Raw genomic sequence first — 18,733 nt, forward strand, 5'->3', positions numbered from 1 at the left:
ATCTTCCATTGTCTTACTTCCAATTTGCTTCAATAAATTCATCCCGTCCGGATTGGGCACGGTCTTCCTTGTAATGCTTTTCATTTTTCTTGTGGTAATCCTGATGGTAGTCCTCAGCCGGGTAGAACACAACCGCATCCCGGATCTCTGTCACAATGGGCTGGTTAAATCGTCCACTTGCTGCCAGTTCCTGCTTGGACTGCTCTGCCAGTTCGCGCTGTCGCTCATTGTGTACAAAAATCGCTGTACGATACTGGGTTCCGCGATCCTGGAACTGACCCCCATCATCGGTTGGGTCAATCTGCGGCCAGTAAAGCTCCAGCAGTCGCTCATAGGGAAACAGTTCCGGATCGAATGTGATTTCAACCACCTCAACGTGTCCGGTTTCCCCTGTTTTGACCTGCTCATATGTGGGATGTTCAACGTGACCGCCTGTATATCCGGATACAATCCCGTGAATGCCTGGCTGTTCTTCAAAAGGTGTAACCATACACCAGAAACATCCCCCGGCAAATGTCGCTTTCTCCATTGTCTCTCTCTCCTTTGTGCACTCATCTATTATTAGGAAACCTTGCTAGTCAGCCAAACCAAGGTTTCGTTATGAACCGCTGCCTATATATCTTAAAACAAAAAGAGGTTGATGGAAAGCCATCCATATGGCTTCTCATCAACCTCTTCATTATAAACGGGAAACATCATTTATTTCCCATAGATTCGTAGTGCAATAACGTCGTTACCCGCGACTACGACCCATTGAACGGAAGATCAAGCTTACGATTGCTACAAGTACGATGGCACCAATTAATGCCGGTACGATGTAGAATCCGCCCATTTCAGGACCCATCTCTCCGAAGATCACGCCGCCTAACCAACCACCGATGAAACCAGCGATAATGTTACCGATAACACCACCTGGGATGTCACGACCAACGATCAGACCTGCCAACCATCCAATAATACCACCGATAATTAATGACCATAACCAACCCATACTACTCACCTCAATTAAAAGTTTTTGTTGTTGTCTGTCTACTATTAACCGCTACAGAAGCATTTAAACAACTGAATTAAAAATTGTTGTATATTACCTTTTATTCATATGCTTCATATTCGCACGACGAGCCCATCTCAGCAAGGAAACAACTCATTTTTGCTTTCCGTTCAACCTTCAACAGCTTCAACGGCTTAATTGTACCTCCCGAAGGTCATTGTATGTGGGAGCAGACAACCGTAGTATATCCAATTGAGATGTATAATATTTGGCGGTGTATGGTATTAATAAAAACCGGCTCGTCCTTTTCCAGGCTGAGTCAACCAGTTATGCTTATGGCTCTTGTCCAGCTCTCCCCGCATGGACTGAATAACTTGTACAATGTCCGTCTGGCCATTCTGATGCCATTCAAGTGCAGCACTGACATATAACTCACCGAGCTGTGCAAGGGAGAATGTATCTGTGAGCCGAGCCGCTTCCTGCGTTCCTTCTTCGCCGGCAAAGACCGGAAATCCCCGCTGCTGCAAGTATTGCAGCCGCAATGCTTCATCTGGCAGCGGAATTTCATAAGCCCGATCAAAACGTCCGGCACGGTTCATGAGACCTGGATCTATTTTCTCCGGATAATTCGTTGTGCCGATCAGAAAAATACCTTCTTTGGATGTTGCTCCGTCCAGTGTATTGAGAAAGAAGGAGCGCACTTCGTCCGGCATCGAATCAATATCTTCAATGATCAGCACCATGGGAGCCAGGCGTTTGGCTGCCTCGAATACTTCCCGAACGGACTCACTGTTGGTATACTCGGTAATTTGCCAGTATGCAGCTGGACCCGGAATGCTGCCCGCAATGGATTTGACCAAGGTTGTTTTCCCGTTGCCAGGGTGACCATACAGCAGAATCCCACGCTTATAGGGAATATCATATTCCCGGTAGAAGGAACGATCCGCTTCGAAGAACTGATCCAACGAGCGGAAAATATCCTGCTTAATTTGAGGAGAAAGAACCACATCGTCTCTTCCCACCGAGCGGGTGATGGATTCGACATGGCGTTCACTGCCATTGCGGGCATCGGTATACACCGTAACCTTTTTCATATTTTGCTGACGCTCCCGTTCACGCACACTGCCCAGAAACTGCTTGAGTTCTTCCTCACCTACCGCGAATACAAAGTCCTCATTGTAAATGCCATTATCCCGGAAAAAGGGAATACGTACGAGTGCAACCCCCCATTTGGGATATGCAAACACGTTGTTCCAAATGGAATAATGCACGCCATATGTAGGCACATCACCATCATCTTCATAATGCAGGGTACGGAGCTCCAGATCCTCAAAAATACGGGCAACCAGCTCCACTTCGTTACTATCGCTTAACAAATCCTCCTTCAGCAGCTCCCAGTATTCGTTATTCGGATCATCACTGGCAAACAGTTCGTAACGAACCCCGTACTTGCTGCTTAATGCTTCAATAATGCCCCGGATCAGGCGTGCATATGTCGCATAGCCCTGGATTCGGATCTGGTCGTCCTGTGTTTGGTCATAAGCATAGATAGCTCGGGTGTGATTTACTTTTTCATTTGGTATGATCATTATTTCGCTCCTTTCACAGCTGCAAGCGGTTTGCATTTGGCTACAACCTGAGCCAGGCCTGCACCGGTAACACTATCAATAATTTCATCGACATTTTTATATGCCTGTGGCGATTCATCTATAATCGATTCGAGTGATCGCTGATTCACCACAATTTCATCTGCTGTACCCACGCCAAGTGCGGATGCAAAATCTTCTACCGTAACCAGACGCTTGGTTGCGGTACGTGAACGAATGCGCCCTGCACCATGGCAGATCGAATAATAGTTATCTTCGCCCTGCGGCTGACCTACCATGATATACGAAGCTGTCCCCATCGATCCTGGAATAAGCGCAGGATGGCCTGTAGCCATATAAGGTTTCGGATTATCCGGGTGCCCGGCAGGCAGTGCACGCGTTGCCCCTTTGCGATGAACGAATACGCTGCCTTCTTTCGCATGAGATTCGTCCCAGGCATAGTTGTGCATCAGATCATACAATGTTCGGAATTCACATTTGGGTCCGAATACTTCCCGGAATGCCTCCCGAATAGCGAAAGCGATCAGATGCCGGTTAACCACAGCATAATTCAAAGCGGAATACATCATGTTGACGTAATGACGGCCTTCGGCGTGTTCCAACGGAGCAAAAACCAGTCTCGGATCCGATGTACCAAGCCCGTTTCGCTGCATCACTTTGGCAATGGCAGACGAGCTGGTCTGGCTCACATATCCGCCCCAGGCACGGGAACCTGAATGAATCATGACGACAATTTGACCATCAACCAATCCCCAGGCTTCCGCGATCTCACGATTTTCCTCTGCGATTTCAATAGACTGGATTTCGGCAAAATGATTGCCCCCGCCCAAGGTGCCCAGCTGGCGGTGTGCACGATGCCATGTCATATCCGGAACAAGATTGAGCACTTCCTCATCGTAGGCAAATTTGCTGCTTTCCACATGGGTAATGGATGTCGACTTCTTCGGCGTGTAACTGTCCGGAATATATTTTTTCGGCAAGCCGTGCAAGCCTTTGCGAATAATGTGTTCGAGCCTTATATCCGAGAAATGCCCACGCTGACTAGCCTCCATAGGCAATACCTTTTCAATGGCCTTGACCAGCTTGCGGCGCAATTTTACATCTTTCAGATCATCCCTGTGCAGATTGGTCATATGCACCCGCATCCCGCAGCCGATATCACTACCAACGATGGATGGAGAAACGTAACCCGTCTTTGCGTCCCATACGGCGGTAGTGCCGATGCAGGTTCCCACACCTACATGAACATCCGGGGTATAACTCATATAGGAAATGCCAGGAATTTGCAGATTGTTGTTAGCCATTTCAAACACTTTATAGTCCAAAGAGGAAAACAATTGCTGTGCGGCATATACCGTCAAGTCTCCTGCTGGCAATTTCACTTCATGCCGATATCCGCCAGGAAATTCGTTTTGACTTGTAAATAAATTAGGTTCTTTATTCATAAATGGTGATTTTTCCTTCCTGTTTTTCATCTTTAGTTGTTTATCTAAATAAGGAATGTTTGTATCGCATGGTTCATGTCCGCTTCAGTCGATACAACCAAAAAAGAAGCCATGGACGCTTCGCCCATGACTTCTTCATGACAATAACAGAGAACAGAACGGCATAAAAATGCAATACCTCTGTTCTCCATCGCTATATAAGCCGAGATTGACATATCTATGCCTGCATAATGAACAGTGAAAAGATATGCCGATTCTCCTATGTCGCCCGTAAGAGGCCAAAGAGACGATGAGCTGAATATGCAATTGTATCTACGCGACTTGGTGTCTGTGTTAATCGAACATCATAACCAACCATCATGTCTTTCGGCCTCCCTTCGTAAATGATAAGTCTTATATTAATAGGACTCGTTTCGATATGTCAACCCTTTTCTTGGAAAATAAACCGTTTGGCATGAATATGCATATACTAAAAAAATCAGGGGTCTGTATCCATACAGCCCCTGATTTTTACGACAACATATGTTGTTTGTGTTAAGCTTATACGCTTAGTTTCCTGCTTGTTTTTCCAACTCTTCAACCGGATTTTCATCCTCTTTGGCTGGTACTTTGGAAGACAGGAACCACCCGCATACCGCAATGGTAATCAATACGATATAGAATCCGAATTTCCAAATTTTATTTTCCGGGAAATGTTCATCCAGAACACCGAGCGAAGGATGGGCCAGCGTAATGACTGCCAGCTTAACCCCTACCCAACCAACGATAACGAAGGCTGCCACTTCAAGTCCCGGACGGGAATGAAGCAATTTAACGAAGAAGGAAGCTGCAAAACGCATTATGACGAGACCAATAAATCCTCCCAGGAAGATGACGATAAATTGTCCACCGTCCAACCCGCCAATTGGAGGCAATCCACTTGGTGGCAACGCCACAGCCAGTGCTACGGCTGCAAGAATGGAGTCAACCGCAAAAGCGATATCCGCTACCTCAACCTTGAAAACCGTCATCCAGAAACCGGATTGTTTCTTGGCTTTCTTCGGTGCATCATCGGCTGCTTCGTCTGTCTTGTTTCGGCTGCCCATAACTTTCTTGGCAATGTGGTTAATCGAGATGTAGAGAAGATACAGCGCTCCGATCGCCTGAACCTGCCACACATCGACGAGGAACGAGATCAGGAACAAGGAACCTAACCTGAAGATGAAGGCTCCGAGCAAACCGTAGAATAGCGCCTTTTTGCGCTTCTCATCCGGTAAATGCTTAACCATAATCGCAAGCACCAAAGCATTATCTGCTGCCAGCAATCCTTCCAGGACTACTAGGACGATTAGTACCCATCCATACTCCAATAATAATGACAAATCCAAATTTGACTCCTCCTTAGTATCCTTATGATGTACAAAAAAAGGACCTTTACCATCGCTGGTAAAGATCCTTTTTTATCCATAAAAAGAGACCTTTACCCAGCATGAAAACTTGGTAAAGGTCTCGCTAACAACAAATTGCTGCCAATAAAGCCGGGGATGTAATCCCGAATTGACGACTTTACTGTGAAAGCTACTCCCCTTTAACATCAGGAATATGCAGTTTTAGTTGGTGCATTTCTTACGGTTCAAATAACCTGTTCTCATCATATTCACAACGCTGCACAAAGTCAAGCTTTATTTAACAATACGTTGACCCTGATCCATTTTGCGAAAAACAAAAAAGTCATAAATGAAATTGCCCAGAGGGATAAACGATATGAAAAATAAAGCGATCGGACGGCGTAAACGCCACTTTTGCGTCGTATACAGACTAACCATAAACAACATATACATCAAAAACAGAAAACCGTACAAATTACCAAACCATGTAACCGATTGAGGCAAAATCCCTGCATTTTTCAAGGGGAATGCAACAAACAGCAATAATACATATGAAAGTCCCTGCAGCCACAGCAGTAATCGGAAGCGGCCCAGTGTTGAATGTAACATCATGTTCCTCCTGTTTCTATCCACCTAAAGAGTAATCTGCAACCTGTTCATTATATCACAAGTACCTATTTCTTCGGTACTGCCGAGGCGCCAAACGCTTCGTAAAAGCATAAGATGTGACGAAGATTCGATACGCGTATGGGACAAGGAGGAGCCACCCAATGAAAATAGCAATGGTCGCACCGGAGAAACTACCTGTGCCTGGAAACGGTTCAGTTGAAATAAGCATTCTGGGTATCGCTCGCGAACTTGCACTGCGTCATGAAGTGACAATTATTAGCCGCGAAATGCCTGGTCTTCCAGCCAAAGAGCAGCTTGAAGGCATTACGATCCGCCGTGTTCCTTCCAGTAGTCCTGATCGATATATTCAGGCCGTTATCCGGCTGTTAAAGGACAGTTCATTTGATCTGATCCAGGTGGATAATAGGCCACGCTGCTTGGCCCGAATCAAACGAAGCCTGCCTGACACCCCTGCAATCCTGTTCCTTCACTCCCTGACCTTCGCTCAGCCTGGACCATCAAGATTAGCGTTGTTACGACAAGCCGACTGCATCGCTGTCAACAGTTTGTCCCTCAGAGACAGATTAGGACGCAGGTTCCCTTCGGTGAAACATCTGATGAATGTTATCCCTCTGGGTGCCGATCTGACCCGCTTCGTTCCAGCGCTAAACGGCGGAACAAACTCCACGCCGTCAGAGCGTTCACAACCCTTTTCTGTGCTGTATGTCGGCAGACTGATTCCAGGCAAAGGTGTGGACATTCTGATTCGCGCAGTAGCACTTGTGCAGCAGAAGGTTGATGTACAGCTGATCATTGCAGGCAAGGGGCCGCAGGTCTATGTGCGCAAGCTGCGTCTGCTAGCCCGAAAACTCGGGATTCGTTCATCTTTTCTCGGACAGATTGCCCATGAACAGATACACCATTTGTACCGGGCCGCTGACTGCCTGGTCTGCCCGTCTCAAATGCACGAAGCCTTCGGGTTAGTTAACGTTGAAGCCATGGCTTCCGGTCTGCCTGTGATCGCTTCAGACAATGGTGGCATTCGAGAAATTATTGAGTCCGGCAGCAGCGGTTATCTGGTTTCTCCATATGACAAACCTCAGCCATTTGCTGCTTGCCTTCTGAAGCTTGCCCGGGATCCAAAGCTAGCCGAATCTCTTGGCAAGGCTGGGCGAGCAATTGCCGTGAACCAGTTTGGCTGGGCCCGAACGGCCATGCATCTCGAAGCAGCTTATACAAGACTTATCCGCCAATGAGCTAAATTGAACAGAAGTCATAACAAAGCTGCCCCCATTGCTGCGAGGGACGGATTAAGCTTTTTCCCGTGACTGCCAGCTTGTGATCCATGACTCCATTTGGGGGATGGGGACATGTACCATTTCAATGAGCTCAACAATAATCATATCTTTCATGGCAAACCGGACCTTCGCACAGGTCTGCTGGTGAAAGACATCATAAAATCCAGAGCCTGCCCAGCAACCGTGAGGAACAAAGACTGGGTCGTTCACGATATATCCCACGGTACCTATTGGTGGAATAACAACCTTGATCGCCTGATGATCTGTACGATTATTAGGATCCTTAACCAAAAATACGGTATCATCTACATTTAATGCCTGGATACCATGATAATGCTCCATTCGATCCATGGCTGCAAATAAGTTGCTGCTCATAACATGTTCTTCTCCTTTTCCTTCATTCCAAGTTTCAAGTTATAATAACCAATCAAATTATTCATCTCCCTCATAGTGCTTCAACCAATGAGTCAGCTGTTTGCGAATCTCTGTTCGAAATTCTCGGGGCTCAAGAACCTCCGCTTGAGGGCCAAATTGATATAACCACATCAGGAACTCACGACTGCTGTTTAGTGTGACTTCGAATAACAATCCACCATCTGGCAGATCCGTCATACGCGGACGAACAAACATTTCTTCTTCTTTTATGTAAGGTGCCATTTTTTCAGTAAATCTCACCTTGAAATGAATATGTTCGTCCCCTCGATCAACAGACCACGTATTTTTCATATACTGCGCTATGTTGAAATCCGCTTTGTCAAAGTGGGTACCTGTCTGATTCACGTCCAGAAAACGGCTCATGCGAAACAATCGCACCTTCTGCACCAGATGGCAATACCCGACGAGATAAAAGCGCTGATCACGTGGAATAAGATAGTAGGGATCAATGTCACGGACCGTAATATCATTATTGGTCAGTGTACGATACCGGGTACGTATGGTTTCCTGATTAAGAATAGCTTCAATAATCGGGATAAGCAGATTGGGGTCTTTTCCTTCCTCCCGGTATGCAGGCGTTCCCATGCGTATGATACCTGCAATGTTCTCCACGATATCACTGTTTCTTGATTTTAGCTTGGTATGGACTGACATCACTTTGTCAAAAGCCGCATCGAATTCAGCCGGCAATTGGGAAGTATCCAGGACAGACGGAAGCATGGAGAAGACCATAGCCTCCTGCTCCGTAAAATCGAGTGGATACAAGGCGAAATTCCCAATAAACCGATAACCCTTGCCATAGCCTTCGTTCATGATAGGGGCAACCCTGTCCAAAATCCGGAGATCGCGATAGATCGTGCGCACAGTTGTATCACATTTCGCAGCCAATTCCTTGGCTGAGATTCCGGGATACGCTTGTATAGCCTGAAGTATACGCAGCAGACGAATTAATTTCTCTGTCATGTAGTTTCTCCCCTTCGATATTTTATCGGCAAGGAAAACTAGTTCCTTTAGTACATCTATAAATCTTTAGTCCCATTCATTATTTCGCAAATTCACTAATTATGTATAGTTCTATTGCACTTTTTCTCATTTATTAATATACATTTTCTGACTATATTGCGCAAAATATTAGATACAAGTCCTTATACCTAAGTCTATAAGCCTATTTAACAATTCTAATAAAATGACAAAAAAGCCCCGTCTCGTGGGAAGAGACAGAGCTTTACGGATGATTAATTATGCAGCTGTACTAATTTTTTCAACACGTTCACCAAATGTTCACACAATTCCGGAATATCTTCCATTTGGTCTTCATTCACATTTCGATCAAAATACACATGACTTGAAATGTTATACCTGATGGGTTCCTCTCCATACACAAAATGAATGTTCTGTACCAAGCGCTGATCTGGCCAGCTCACTTGTATGATGGAGCGAATTGAGGGACATAGCCTGTCTGGCTCAGGAATCTCCTGGCTAAATCGAAGTTCAAGCCGACATCCAGGCTGGCTGCCGGGTGACTCCAATATTTCGGCCGCCAGCGCTTCCAGAGAGCTTCGGAGTATAATCTCCACTTTGACCTCAGAATGCTCCCTTAGAACGAACTGCAGCACAAACTCTCTGGACATACTCGCCATCTCCAGAATGTCTTTCCGGTTGGATATGTGAATGATCTCATCGAGATTGTCGAGATCATACAGATAGTTCTCAAAACCGACCTTGAGATTGTCGTACACAGTTGGATCAAACATGAAATTGCCTACTTTCCTAAGAACTTATACTGACCTGTTTGCAAATATGACCTTGATCCGCTTCGGATCGGTGTATCCTTGTATCTATTATAACCATCTCTACGATCGCAAAAAAAGCCCGGTCATGATGACCGGGCCTCGTCTGGGGTAGGGGAGCAGAACTCCCACGCCCCTATTATTCGTCTGCTGCCTTCTCTTCCTCTGCAGCCACAGGTTCTGCCTCATCAGCAGAAGCTGTTGGCTCTTCCTCAGCTGCTTGTGGTGCCATAACGGATGCGATAATGGAATCGGGTGACGTAATAAGTGTCAAGCCCTTATCCAGTTTAACATCTTCAGCTGTCAGGCGATCACCAATGTCCAGCCCGCTGACATCCACCTCAATGGAAGTCGGCAGGTCGGCTGGAAGTCCTTCCACTTCCAATTCGGTTTCCTGCGTTTGGAACACACCACCGGCTTTGGAGCCAGCAGCCGTACCTTGGAAATCAATCGGCACACTTACGCTGATCGGTTTATTTTTGGATATTTGCAAGAAGTCCACGTGCAGCAGACGTCCATTGCGCTCCTGCTGATCCTTAATCAGCACAGGAACGGTTTTGCCACCCTCCAGATTGAGGTTGAACATCTCGGAACGACCTGTACGAGCGACCTTGAGCATTTCTTTTTCATCCACATGTATGGAGGCCCCTTCGAACTCAGGACCATAAACGACAGCCGGAACACGTCCGCCTTGTCTTAACAGGCGCAATGCCGCACCTTTCTTTTCAGTTCGTGGAGTTGCAGTAAGTTGAGCCATTTTTCCGTTGGATTTCATGATTGAACATCCTCCTTCAAGGGATCCCTACTTTGTATTGGTGTTGGGAAGCATTCGGCTTCTCTCATAGACCAAATGGGTCTTCTTTTTCTGTGGCCAAATCTCGGGCCATATCTATATATACCCCAATGAACGGGCTTCTCAAACATTGGCTTGTACAATTCATCCCCTTTTCACACCAAAATCCAATCTCTGCGTACCAAAAAAAGACAGCCGGAAATACCCTCCGACTGCCTGCTGCTTCTAGGTTTATCTACTGCTACTATACGCATCTAACAAAAGGATTCAAGCACTGGTACGGTTATCCTCTTCATCACTCTCGCGTATAACCTGCATTTGGTCTGTACCGCTCTGCACAACAATCTGCACATTCCCGTCTTCTGGCACAATATCTACATATCGGTCTCCACAGGTATCCTTGGCCTGCCACTCATTCAGCCGAATAATCAGCCCCAGATGATGCAGGCCTGGAGCTACACGAATACGGGCCTCTGCGGCATTCCCCACCCGTTCAAGGGGTACCGCTCCATCTGCCATTCCTGTGCCCCATACCCAAACATCCCATCCCTCGTACTGTTGATCCTCCCGTTCATAACGAAGCGTAACGAGACGAGAGACGTGCTTGTGGACTTTGATTGTCGCCGTAGACTGTATGCTGCCAGCCATGGCTGTAATTTGCGCTGTCCCTGGGGATAAGGCACGAACGATTCCAGCTGTACTGACCGTTGCAATATCCGAATTCGACGAATGCCAGCGTATGCCGGTCCCTTGAAGCGGCTGCCCAAATTGATCCAGCACCAATGCACGGAAGCGACTGATTCGTGTCGTATACAGAACGGTTTCACCGACAAGCTCAATTCGTTCAGCATGGCGATGATCCACCTGCAAGAGGCTTGTAGCAAAGATATGACCACATTCAACCGTTATCGCTGCTTCACCTTTCTCTTTCGCATGAATCGTACCATCCGGATCGATCTGAATCAGCTGCGGCTCCGAAGAACGCCACAGGACTTTGCAATTCTCTACTACATTACCGAGGCGGTCACGCACAATCGCCCGCAGCCCCGCTGTCTCACCTGGACTATACACCTGACGTGGAGCATTAATCTCAATTGTAGCCGGTTCCGTTCCGCCAACATGTTCGATATCATACAGTACCATTAACGACCAGCGCTCTATAGGAGCAATGCCGCTAACCGTCCCAATCGAGTCTGTACCTGCCTGATGATCGTTAACGACCACATGCCAGTCACCTTCCGGCAAATGGATCTGCTGCTGGTACGCTGTTGCATTATAGGCCACAATAATTCGATTCCAGGTGTCCTGATTGGCCCCATCCTGCAGCATGAATAGGACGACATTACCGTCAGCACGTAGAATGCGAAGGTGATTCCGGATCTGGTCTGCGCTGATCATGCGAAAGGCAGGATGAGTACGGCGTAGATGTATTAAACCCCGGTAATAGTCAAAGACAGGTCTGAAACGGGATTTGTTCGCCCACGGAATGGCGTTAACCGCATCGCCGCTGCGGTAACTGTTGTGATCTCCCGCTTTTGATCTCAGGATCTCATCCCCTGCATGCAGAAAAGGTATCCCCTGAGAGGTTAGCAATATTCCAGAGGCTAGCAGCGAGCGGCGAACCATCTCATGGTTAAGCACATCATCAGCATCCACATACCGATAGGGATCTGCTGCCTTTACCGCCGATTCTGCACTACCTCCCCCCACCGGTTGCCCGTCTCTCCATGCTGGAAAACCCAATTCATGTCTGAGATTCATCGTGGTTGCGATTTTGTCCCACAGGTTCAGGTTGTCATGGGCCGTGACATAATTGACGGTCTCCACAGGTGACGATGTAAAGTCATCGATAGCTCCGGAAATCCCCTTAAGCAGCTCATGCTCGAGGCCATCTGCTCCGGTTACATACCCTTTCCCGCTGCCATCACTGTCCCCTTTGATCGCACTGCGAAAATGATCATTGAATACGGCAAATCCCTGACCCCGCTGGGTACCTTTCAGGGTTTTGCGATCCAGTGGTGAATCTCCACCTGTCCACGGCTCCCCGTAAATTAGCATGGCTGGATCAATCTGCTCACGCAGTTCACGGGTCAATTCGTTCATTGTATCGGTGTCAATCAGGCCCATGAGATCGAAACGGAAACCATCCACATGATATTCCTCAGCCCAGTACAGGAGAGAGTCTAGAATATATTTTCGCACCATTGGGCGCTCTGTAGCCAGTTCATTACCTACACCCGATCCATTACTCAGTGTACCGTCTGCCCGATAGCGGTAAAAATAACCGGGTACAATCCGTTCAAATGGACCTTCGTCCACACCATACGTATGATTGTAGACCACATCAAGCACAACACGTATACCCTGGCGGTGCAGAGACTGCACCAAGGCTTTGAACTCACGAATTCGCACGGCAGGATCCCGAGGATCCGTAGCATAGGAGCCCTCCGGGACGTTATAATGCTGTGGATCATAACCCCAATTATAAGGTGCTCTGAACGTTATGCCTTCTTCAGCCGATTCCAGTTCATTCACCGTCTGATAATCCGCCACAGGCAGAAGATGCACATGGGTAACCCCGAGTTCGGCAAGATGATCCACACCGATACGATGACCTGCCCTGTCGGTCAGTCCGGAAGCCGTGAAGGCTAGAAATTTCCCTTTATACGGAATATCGGCATGGGGATCGGAGGAGAAATCACGCACATGCAATTCATAAATGACGGCGTCCACCGGCCGCTGAAAAACAGGCTTCACGTCCAGCTCCCAATCCGGTGGATGCGTTGTATCGAGATCAATAATGGCCGTCCGCTGCCCATTGGGCGACACTGCGCGGGCATAAGGATCTACCACTACTTCTGTGCGTTGATCATCGTGTGTAATGCGATACATGTAATAAAATCCTGCCCAATCGCCTGCCAGCTTCACGCTCCATATGCCATCTTCATCACGAGTCATGTCACTTGCCTGCCCGCCATCATGTTCTGTTACCCATCCACTTGCATTGTAGCTGCCCTCATTTTCAAAAACCAATATAGAAACCTGCTGGGCCGTTGGAGCCCACAGCTTGAATGTACTGGAAGCACGAGTATATGTTAAGCCAAGATCGTTGCCTTCGTAACGAAAAGATGTCCATTCCGGCATCGTTCCCACCGCCTTTATATCCATTGATTTCGTGTTGTCCCGATGGTACGGAGCGGGACGTCATTTGTCAACCCGGGGTTGTCTGTACTCAACATATCGGTTGAACAGAGGCTTTCATGAAGTCACTCGCTGAATATTGGTCTAACCCTTGCAGCAATCGCTTTCAAAATACAGCATATGTAAACAAGCGCCGCAGATTGACAGCATTTGTACCTGTCTGATCAAAAAAACAAAATAAAGCACCCTTCTCTCCGTAGCGGAAAAGGGTACTTTATTACAGTACGCAAAAAATTTAATTATTGGCATACATGACCATCAGGGATATCGCCGGTACACTGACCCGCCCATCGTTGATGGTACGCAGTGGTTCAAGACCTGCTTGTCCCTGCTCTACAACAATATTCCACATTCCGGAAGGAATAGGGAGGATTCGGCTTTCCTTTGCCGCGTTGTAGATCACGATAATTCGATCCCAGGAATCGCCGGCAGCCGTGCCTGATAGCTCATACGCAAGCAGGCTTTTATCTTTTTTTAACAGGGTTACATGTTGATCAATGTCGTTCCGAGTTCTCAACCGGAAGGCTGCATGTTCAAGGCGAAGACGAATTAGTCCGCGGTAGTAATCGAATACCGGCTTGAACCGCTGCTTTTGTTCCCAACGAATCGCATTGACGGCATCACCACTCTCGTGACTGTTGGCATCGCCATATTTACTGCGCAAAAACTCATCTCCCGCCGCAAGCAGGGGAATTCCTTGGGATGTGAACACAATGCCATTCGCAAGCAAGCAGCGCCGAACCGTTTCATTCTCCAGCACATGATTCGGATCAATCTGCATATACGGATTCGCATGCTGTACTGCCTGCTCCACACTGTCATATCCTCGAATGTGTCCCTTATCATCATAGGAGATAAACCCAAGCTGATCTTCCAGTCCTTGTGTATGCACAACCTTGTCCCACAGATTCAGATTATCGTGAACTGTTACGTAATTCACCGTCTCGGATGGACTGGCCGTAAAATCGGTAATCGCTCCCCTTACACCCGTCCAGATATCCTCTTCCTTTCCCTCCGCACCTGTCGCGAATCCTTTCTCTGCTCCATCACTGTCCCCTTTGATCGCTCCACGATAATTATCGTTGAATACGGCTAGTCCGTCTCTTTTCTGATCTCCTTTGAGGGTCATTCGCTCCCCTAGTGGGGAGTCCATTGCCGCCCATGGCTCACCGTACAGTAGGATGGATGGAGATACATGTTCATGCAGTTCCTCGGCAAGTTCCCTCATGGTTGCCGTATCAATCAACCCCATCAGGTCAAACCGGAACCCGTCAATATGGTATTCCTCTGCCCAGTAACGCACCGATTCCAGGATAAACTTGCGTACCATGGGGCGTTCTGTGGCTACCTCATTCCCAGTCCCGGATCCGTTGCTGTATGTGCCATCCTCATTCTGACGATAGTAATACCCCGGTACCAGCTTCTCAAACGAACTGCCTTTCGTATTAAACGTGTGGTTATACACCACATCCATAATCACTCCAATCCCTCTCTGATGAAGTGCCAGCACCAAAGCCTTGAGCTCGCGGATGCGTGTACCAGGCTCATCTGCACGTGTCGCATAAGAGCCTTCGGGAACGTTGTAATGCAGCGGATCATACCCCCAATTATAGCTGGAATCCTCGGAATCACCATAAGCACTGTCTCCAGCCTTGGATTCGTCCACGGTGGCAAAATCAAACACGGGCAGCAGGTGCACATGGGTAATCCCAAGCTCGGCCAAATGATCAATCCCCAGTGTATTGCCTTCGGAATCGCACAGTCCAGTTTCCGTAAAAGCCAGATACTTGCCTTTGTTCACCATGCCTGATGAAGGGTGAATTGAAAAATCCCGCACATGCAGCTCGTACAATACGGCATCCACTGGACTCTTCAGCTCTGGACGAACATCCTGGCTCCATCCTTGGGGATCTGTCTCTTCCAGCCTGATAATAACTCCCATTTCACCATTCATGGTAACTGCCCTTGCATAAGGATCCACCGCTATCTCCTGTCGTCCTCCCTTGAAGGTGGCCCGGTACATATATCGATAACCATTCCATTCTCCATCCAGCTTCAACAACCAGATGCCGTGCTGCTGTCTTTCCATTAGGAATTCCTTTGGCTCGGCACGTTGTTCCCCGGTTCCTCCCTGTCCTCCTGGAAGCTCGGTAGTGGATGCCGGGTAGAGCAGCACGTCCATCTGAACGGCATCTGGTGACCAAACTTTGAATTGGCAGGATTGAGGGCCTATCGTAATCCCCAGATCTTTTCCTTCGTATGTATCATTTGCAATTATTTCTTGCTTATCATGTTCTTCAATCATGATGTCTTTCCCCTCTCGGTGAGTATAAATGGATGTGAAAAGAATGCTCCTTTCTTTTTATACCCTTTCTGCTGCCCAACCATAATCCTGTGAAAGAAAAAGAAGCCATGCTTCACGTTCGTTCACGTAAAACACAGCTTCCTTCGGGCACACGTATACTCTGCGCTTTGCTTTATTTCCCGTTCAGTTCGGCATAGGATGCCTCCAGTTCAGAGATCAGCTGATCTCCCCCGGCTTTTCGCCAGTTAGCCACTTCCTGCTCCCAGCCTGCATCGTCCATCTTGCCCATAATGTACTTGGTCTGTGCATCCCAGATCATCTGATCCAGTTCCTGACCCCGCTCGGTGTAGATGGCCGATGACAGTGTCAGCGCAGGATTCGGAATGGCATACTGCTCATTCTCGCGAGCCATCTTGGTGCCCTTCATGCCAATCGGAACATCAACCAATTCAGCCACGTTGTATCCTTCAACACTTAACAAATTGTCACGGTACGGCTTCACTTCGCGTTGATAAGCATCAAAGTCCTTGAGTTCGGTTTTACCGTCCGCTGTCTTGGTGTAGTGCACATCGAGCAGCCCGCGAAGCTGCAGCGTACTCAGCTCCTCATCCATCAGCTGATCGAGGAAGGTGAGCACTTTTTTCAGTTGCTCCTCATCCGGGACGGCAGCCTTCGGGATCACCAGCATGCCATAGTTCCCCGGTTCCCCTGCGATGCGTATACCATCTGTTCCCTGGAACGGAGCTACATCGATCACCCCATCCGGAGCGTTAGGCGTCAGCCGCTGCTGGGATGACTTGCCGTTCTGGGCCACGCCGTTCAGCTTCATCCCGACCAGGCCAGAGTCCATTTTTTTATCCGCATCGGAAGGATCGAGCGCAGGGAAATCACTGTTGATCAGACCTTCACTGAACAGTCGCTTGAACAGCTTCATGGTGTCCACATATTCAGTGGTCAGGAATTCCGGAGTCAGTTTACCCGCATCATCCACCCCCCACTTGTTCACACCCCCAATACTCACGGCAATCCGGGTCAGCGGAGAAGACACGCCTTCGTTATACTTCTTGAAGAGCAGCGCACCATACGTATCTTCCTTGCCATTCCCGTCGGGATCATCCTTGCGCATGGAACGCATCACTTCATACCAGTCATCCAGCGTCTTCGGCACATCCAGCTTCAACTTGTCAAACCAATCCTTGCGGTATACAATGGCCGTTCGTCCGATATCGCGGAAGTTCGGAATGCCGTAAATTTTGCCCTCAATCTTGATATTATTAAAATAGGCCTCGGATTGGGCAGACAGATTTTTATAATCCTTCAGGTAGGGCCCCAGCTCCCAGAACAGTCCCGTTTTGGCTGCATTGAACGTGGTCGGCACGTAGTTTACACGCATAATGGTCGGCATCTCTCCGGAAGCAACCATGACGTTCACCTTGTCATCAAAAGCCGACTGCGGAATCCACTGAACATTGACATCCGTATTCGTATACTGCTCAATCTTTTGCTCCACCCCATTTTCCTTCGCGGGCACATCGCCTACCTGCATCAACGAGATGGAAATGGGAAACTTGCCTTCCCCGGCGGCTGGAGCCTTTTCTCCTCCACAGCCTGCAAGCAGTCCGGCAGACATTGCACCAATGACAACAAATCCGCCTATACGGGACACCCGACCTTTTGCACTCATGAACCATCTCTCCCTTTTGTATTATCGTTATTACCAGCAATAGGCTCGCCTGAATGAAGGCGCTATCATAATTCTGTCTGAAGAAAAGAACCAGCGTTAAGCCAGCTCCATCTCCACACCTGCCAGAATAAACGGGGCAACCGATTTTGGATCATTGATTCGGATCGACTCGGTTACATAATATTCGTACGACCCATCACGATACGGACTTCCCCCAAGACCTGCACCACCATTGCACTGGGTCAGTGACAGTACACCTTCACGGTCCGTTTGCAGCAAGTGCTGCAGCAGACCCTGGTATCCTTTATCTGCGATATCCTTGAACTTGCCGCTCAGGTAACCTTTACGCACACCTTTGGCCAGTGCATATACAAACATGGATGTACCCGACGCTTCCAGATAATTGCGCTCACGTCCCGGCTGATCCAGCAGATGAGGCCAGAGCCCTGTCTGTTGATCCTGTACATGCACAAGTGCATTTGCCACACGTTCGAATATGCCGACAATCTGGCCGCGCTGTTCATGATCTACAGGCAGATGATCCAGTGTATCGACCACAGCCATCACGTACCAACCCATGGCCCGGCTCCAGACATGGGGAGAACAGCCGGTTTCGCCCGAACTCCAGCGCTGCTCCCTGCTTTCATCCCAGGCATGATACAGCAAACCGCTGCGCGGATCACGGGTATGCTTCTCCACCAGCAGCAGCTGCAGAGCCGCCCGGTCAAACCACTTTTCTTCACCCATTACTGCCCCATACTGCGTGAGAAACGGAGTCGCCATATACAACCCATCCAGCCACATCTGAAAAGGATAGATCTTCTTGTGCCAGAAACCACCTTCACTCGTGCGTGGCTGCCCTTTGAGCTGAACCATGAGCAGGTCTGCTGCCTTGCGATATTTCGCTTCACCTGTTTGGTCCATTAGGAAAAATAAGGATTTCCCCTGATTAATCTGGTCCAGATTGTACTCCTCAACGTTATACGAGCGTATCGTGCCGTCCTCCTGAATAAAGTGATCCATCAGCTCCCGGATGTAGTCGTAATACTTGGCTTCCCCCGTACGATGATACAGTTCTTCCAGCGCCTTCAGCAGGCAGCCGTTCTCATAGTGCCAGGCGGGGTACAGCTGATGATTGCGGTAACTTTCCATGAATTGATCGGCCATTCGTACCGGTGTGAACTGCAAGGTTTCCTTCATCGATACCC

Annotated in this window: 15 protein-coding genes; 1 reads left to right on the forward strand and 14 read right to left on the reverse strand. The window is 48.3% G+C overall.

Annotated features, from left to right (window positions below):
* Positions 1-13: 13 nt before the first annotated feature.
* From msrA to AC3RCI_RS22485, 6 genes are all read right to left on the reverse strand, one after another.
* Positions 14-529 carry a peptide-methionine (S)-S-oxide reductase MsrA gene (msrA, locus tag AC3RCI_RS22460; protein WP_127538686.1) on the reverse strand — a complete coding sequence of 172 codons (516 nt, stop codon included), beginning with the start codon at positions 527-529 and terminating at the stop codon, positions 14-16.
* 204 nt (positions 530-733) lie between these two features.
* Positions 734-991, reverse strand: a complete 258-nt coding sequence (locus tag AC3RCI_RS22465; RefSeq protein ID WP_095289572.1) for a GlsB/YeaQ/YmgE family stress response membrane protein — start codon at positions 989-991, stop codon at positions 734-736.
* Between the two features lie 284 nt (positions 992-1,275).
* Positions 1,276-2,580, reverse strand: coding sequence for an AAA family ATPase (locus tag AC3RCI_RS22470; RefSeq protein ID WP_492526505.1), 1,305 nt, complete (start codon positions 2,578-2,580; stop codon positions 1,276-1,278).
* Complete coding sequence (locus AC3RCI_RS22475) at positions 2,580-4,043, reverse strand: RtcB family protein (protein ID WP_492526507.1); 1,464 nt, start codon at positions 4,041-4,043, stop codon at positions 2,580-2,582. Before AC3RCI_RS22475 ends, AC3RCI_RS22470 begins: the two co-directional genes overlap by 1 nt.
* Before the next feature lie 548 nt (positions 4,044-4,591).
* The gene (locus AC3RCI_RS22480) at positions 4,592-5,410 is read right to left on the reverse strand and encodes a TerC family protein (protein WP_127538683.1); all 819 of its coding nucleotides are present in this window, start codon (positions 5,408-5,410) and stop codon (positions 4,592-4,594) included.
* Positions 5,411-5,704: 294 nt separating this feature from the next.
* Entirely contained in the window at positions 5,705-6,022 is a 318-nt protein-coding gene (locus AC3RCI_RS22485) for a DUF3817 domain-containing protein (RefSeq protein WP_154896105.1), read from the reverse strand.
* A 158-nt stretch (positions 6,023-6,180) separates the two neighbouring features.
* Here AC3RCI_RS22485 and AC3RCI_RS22490 point away from each other — a divergent pair, with 158 nt between their 5' ends.
* The gene (locus tag AC3RCI_RS22490) at positions 6,181-7,275 is read left to right on the forward strand and encodes a glycosyltransferase family 4 protein (RefSeq protein WP_336780313.1); all 1,095 of its coding nucleotides are present in this window, start codon (positions 6,181-6,183) and stop codon (positions 7,273-7,275) included.
* Positions 7,276-7,329: 54 nt separating this feature from the next.
* Here the strand turns inward: AC3RCI_RS22490 and AC3RCI_RS22495 are convergent, their stop codons facing one another.
* The 8 genes from AC3RCI_RS22495 to AC3RCI_RS22530 all read right to left on the reverse strand — a co-directional run bounded on the left by AC3RCI_RS22495 (position 7,330) and on the right by AC3RCI_RS22530 (position 18,725).
* The gene (locus AC3RCI_RS22495; RefSeq protein ID WP_336780312.1) at positions 7,330-7,692 is read right to left on the reverse strand and encodes a DNA-binding protein; all 363 of its coding nucleotides are present in this window, start codon (positions 7,690-7,692) and stop codon (positions 7,330-7,332) included.
* Between the two features lie 57 nt (positions 7,693-7,749).
* Positions 7,750-8,715, reverse strand: coding sequence for a helix-turn-helix transcriptional regulator (locus AC3RCI_RS22500; protein WP_127538679.1), 966 nt, complete (start codon positions 8,713-8,715; stop codon positions 7,750-7,752).
* A 272-nt stretch (positions 8,716-8,987) separates the two neighbouring features.
* Positions 8,988-9,506, reverse strand: coding sequence for a hypothetical protein (locus AC3RCI_RS22505; protein WP_492526508.1), 519 nt, complete (start codon positions 9,504-9,506; stop codon positions 8,988-8,990).
* A gap of 175 nt (positions 9,507-9,681) precedes the next feature.
* Complete coding sequence (locus AC3RCI_RS22510; RefSeq protein ID WP_492526510.1) at positions 9,682-10,317, reverse strand: 50S ribosomal protein L25; 636 nt, start codon at positions 10,315-10,317, stop codon at positions 9,682-9,684.
* Positions 10,318-10,602: 285 nt separating this feature from the next.
* The gene (pulA, locus tag AC3RCI_RS22515) at positions 10,603-13,479 is read right to left on the reverse strand and encodes a type I pullulanase (protein ID WP_492471885.1); all 2,877 of its coding nucleotides are present in this window, start codon (positions 13,477-13,479) and stop codon (positions 10,603-10,605) included.
* A gap of 292 nt (positions 13,480-13,771) precedes the next feature.
* Entirely contained in the window at positions 13,772-15,841 is a 2,070-nt protein-coding gene (gene pulA / locus AC3RCI_RS22520; protein WP_492526511.1) for a type I pullulanase, read from the reverse strand.
* Positions 15,842-16,013: 172 nt separating this feature from the next.
* Positions 16,014-17,525, reverse strand: coding sequence for an extracellular solute-binding protein (locus AC3RCI_RS22525; protein ID WP_154896099.1), 1,512 nt, complete (start codon positions 17,523-17,525; stop codon positions 16,014-16,016).
* A gap of 96 nt (positions 17,526-17,621) precedes the next feature.
* Positions 17,622-18,725: a glycoside hydrolase family 88/105 protein gene (locus AC3RCI_RS22530; RefSeq protein ID WP_492526513.1), complete on the reverse strand. Its 1,104-nt coding sequence runs from the start codon at positions 18,723-18,725 to the stop codon at positions 17,622-17,624.
* Positions 18,726-18,733 lie beyond the last annotated feature (8 nt).

This window comes from Paenibacillus sp. MT124 (assembly GCF_058792755.1).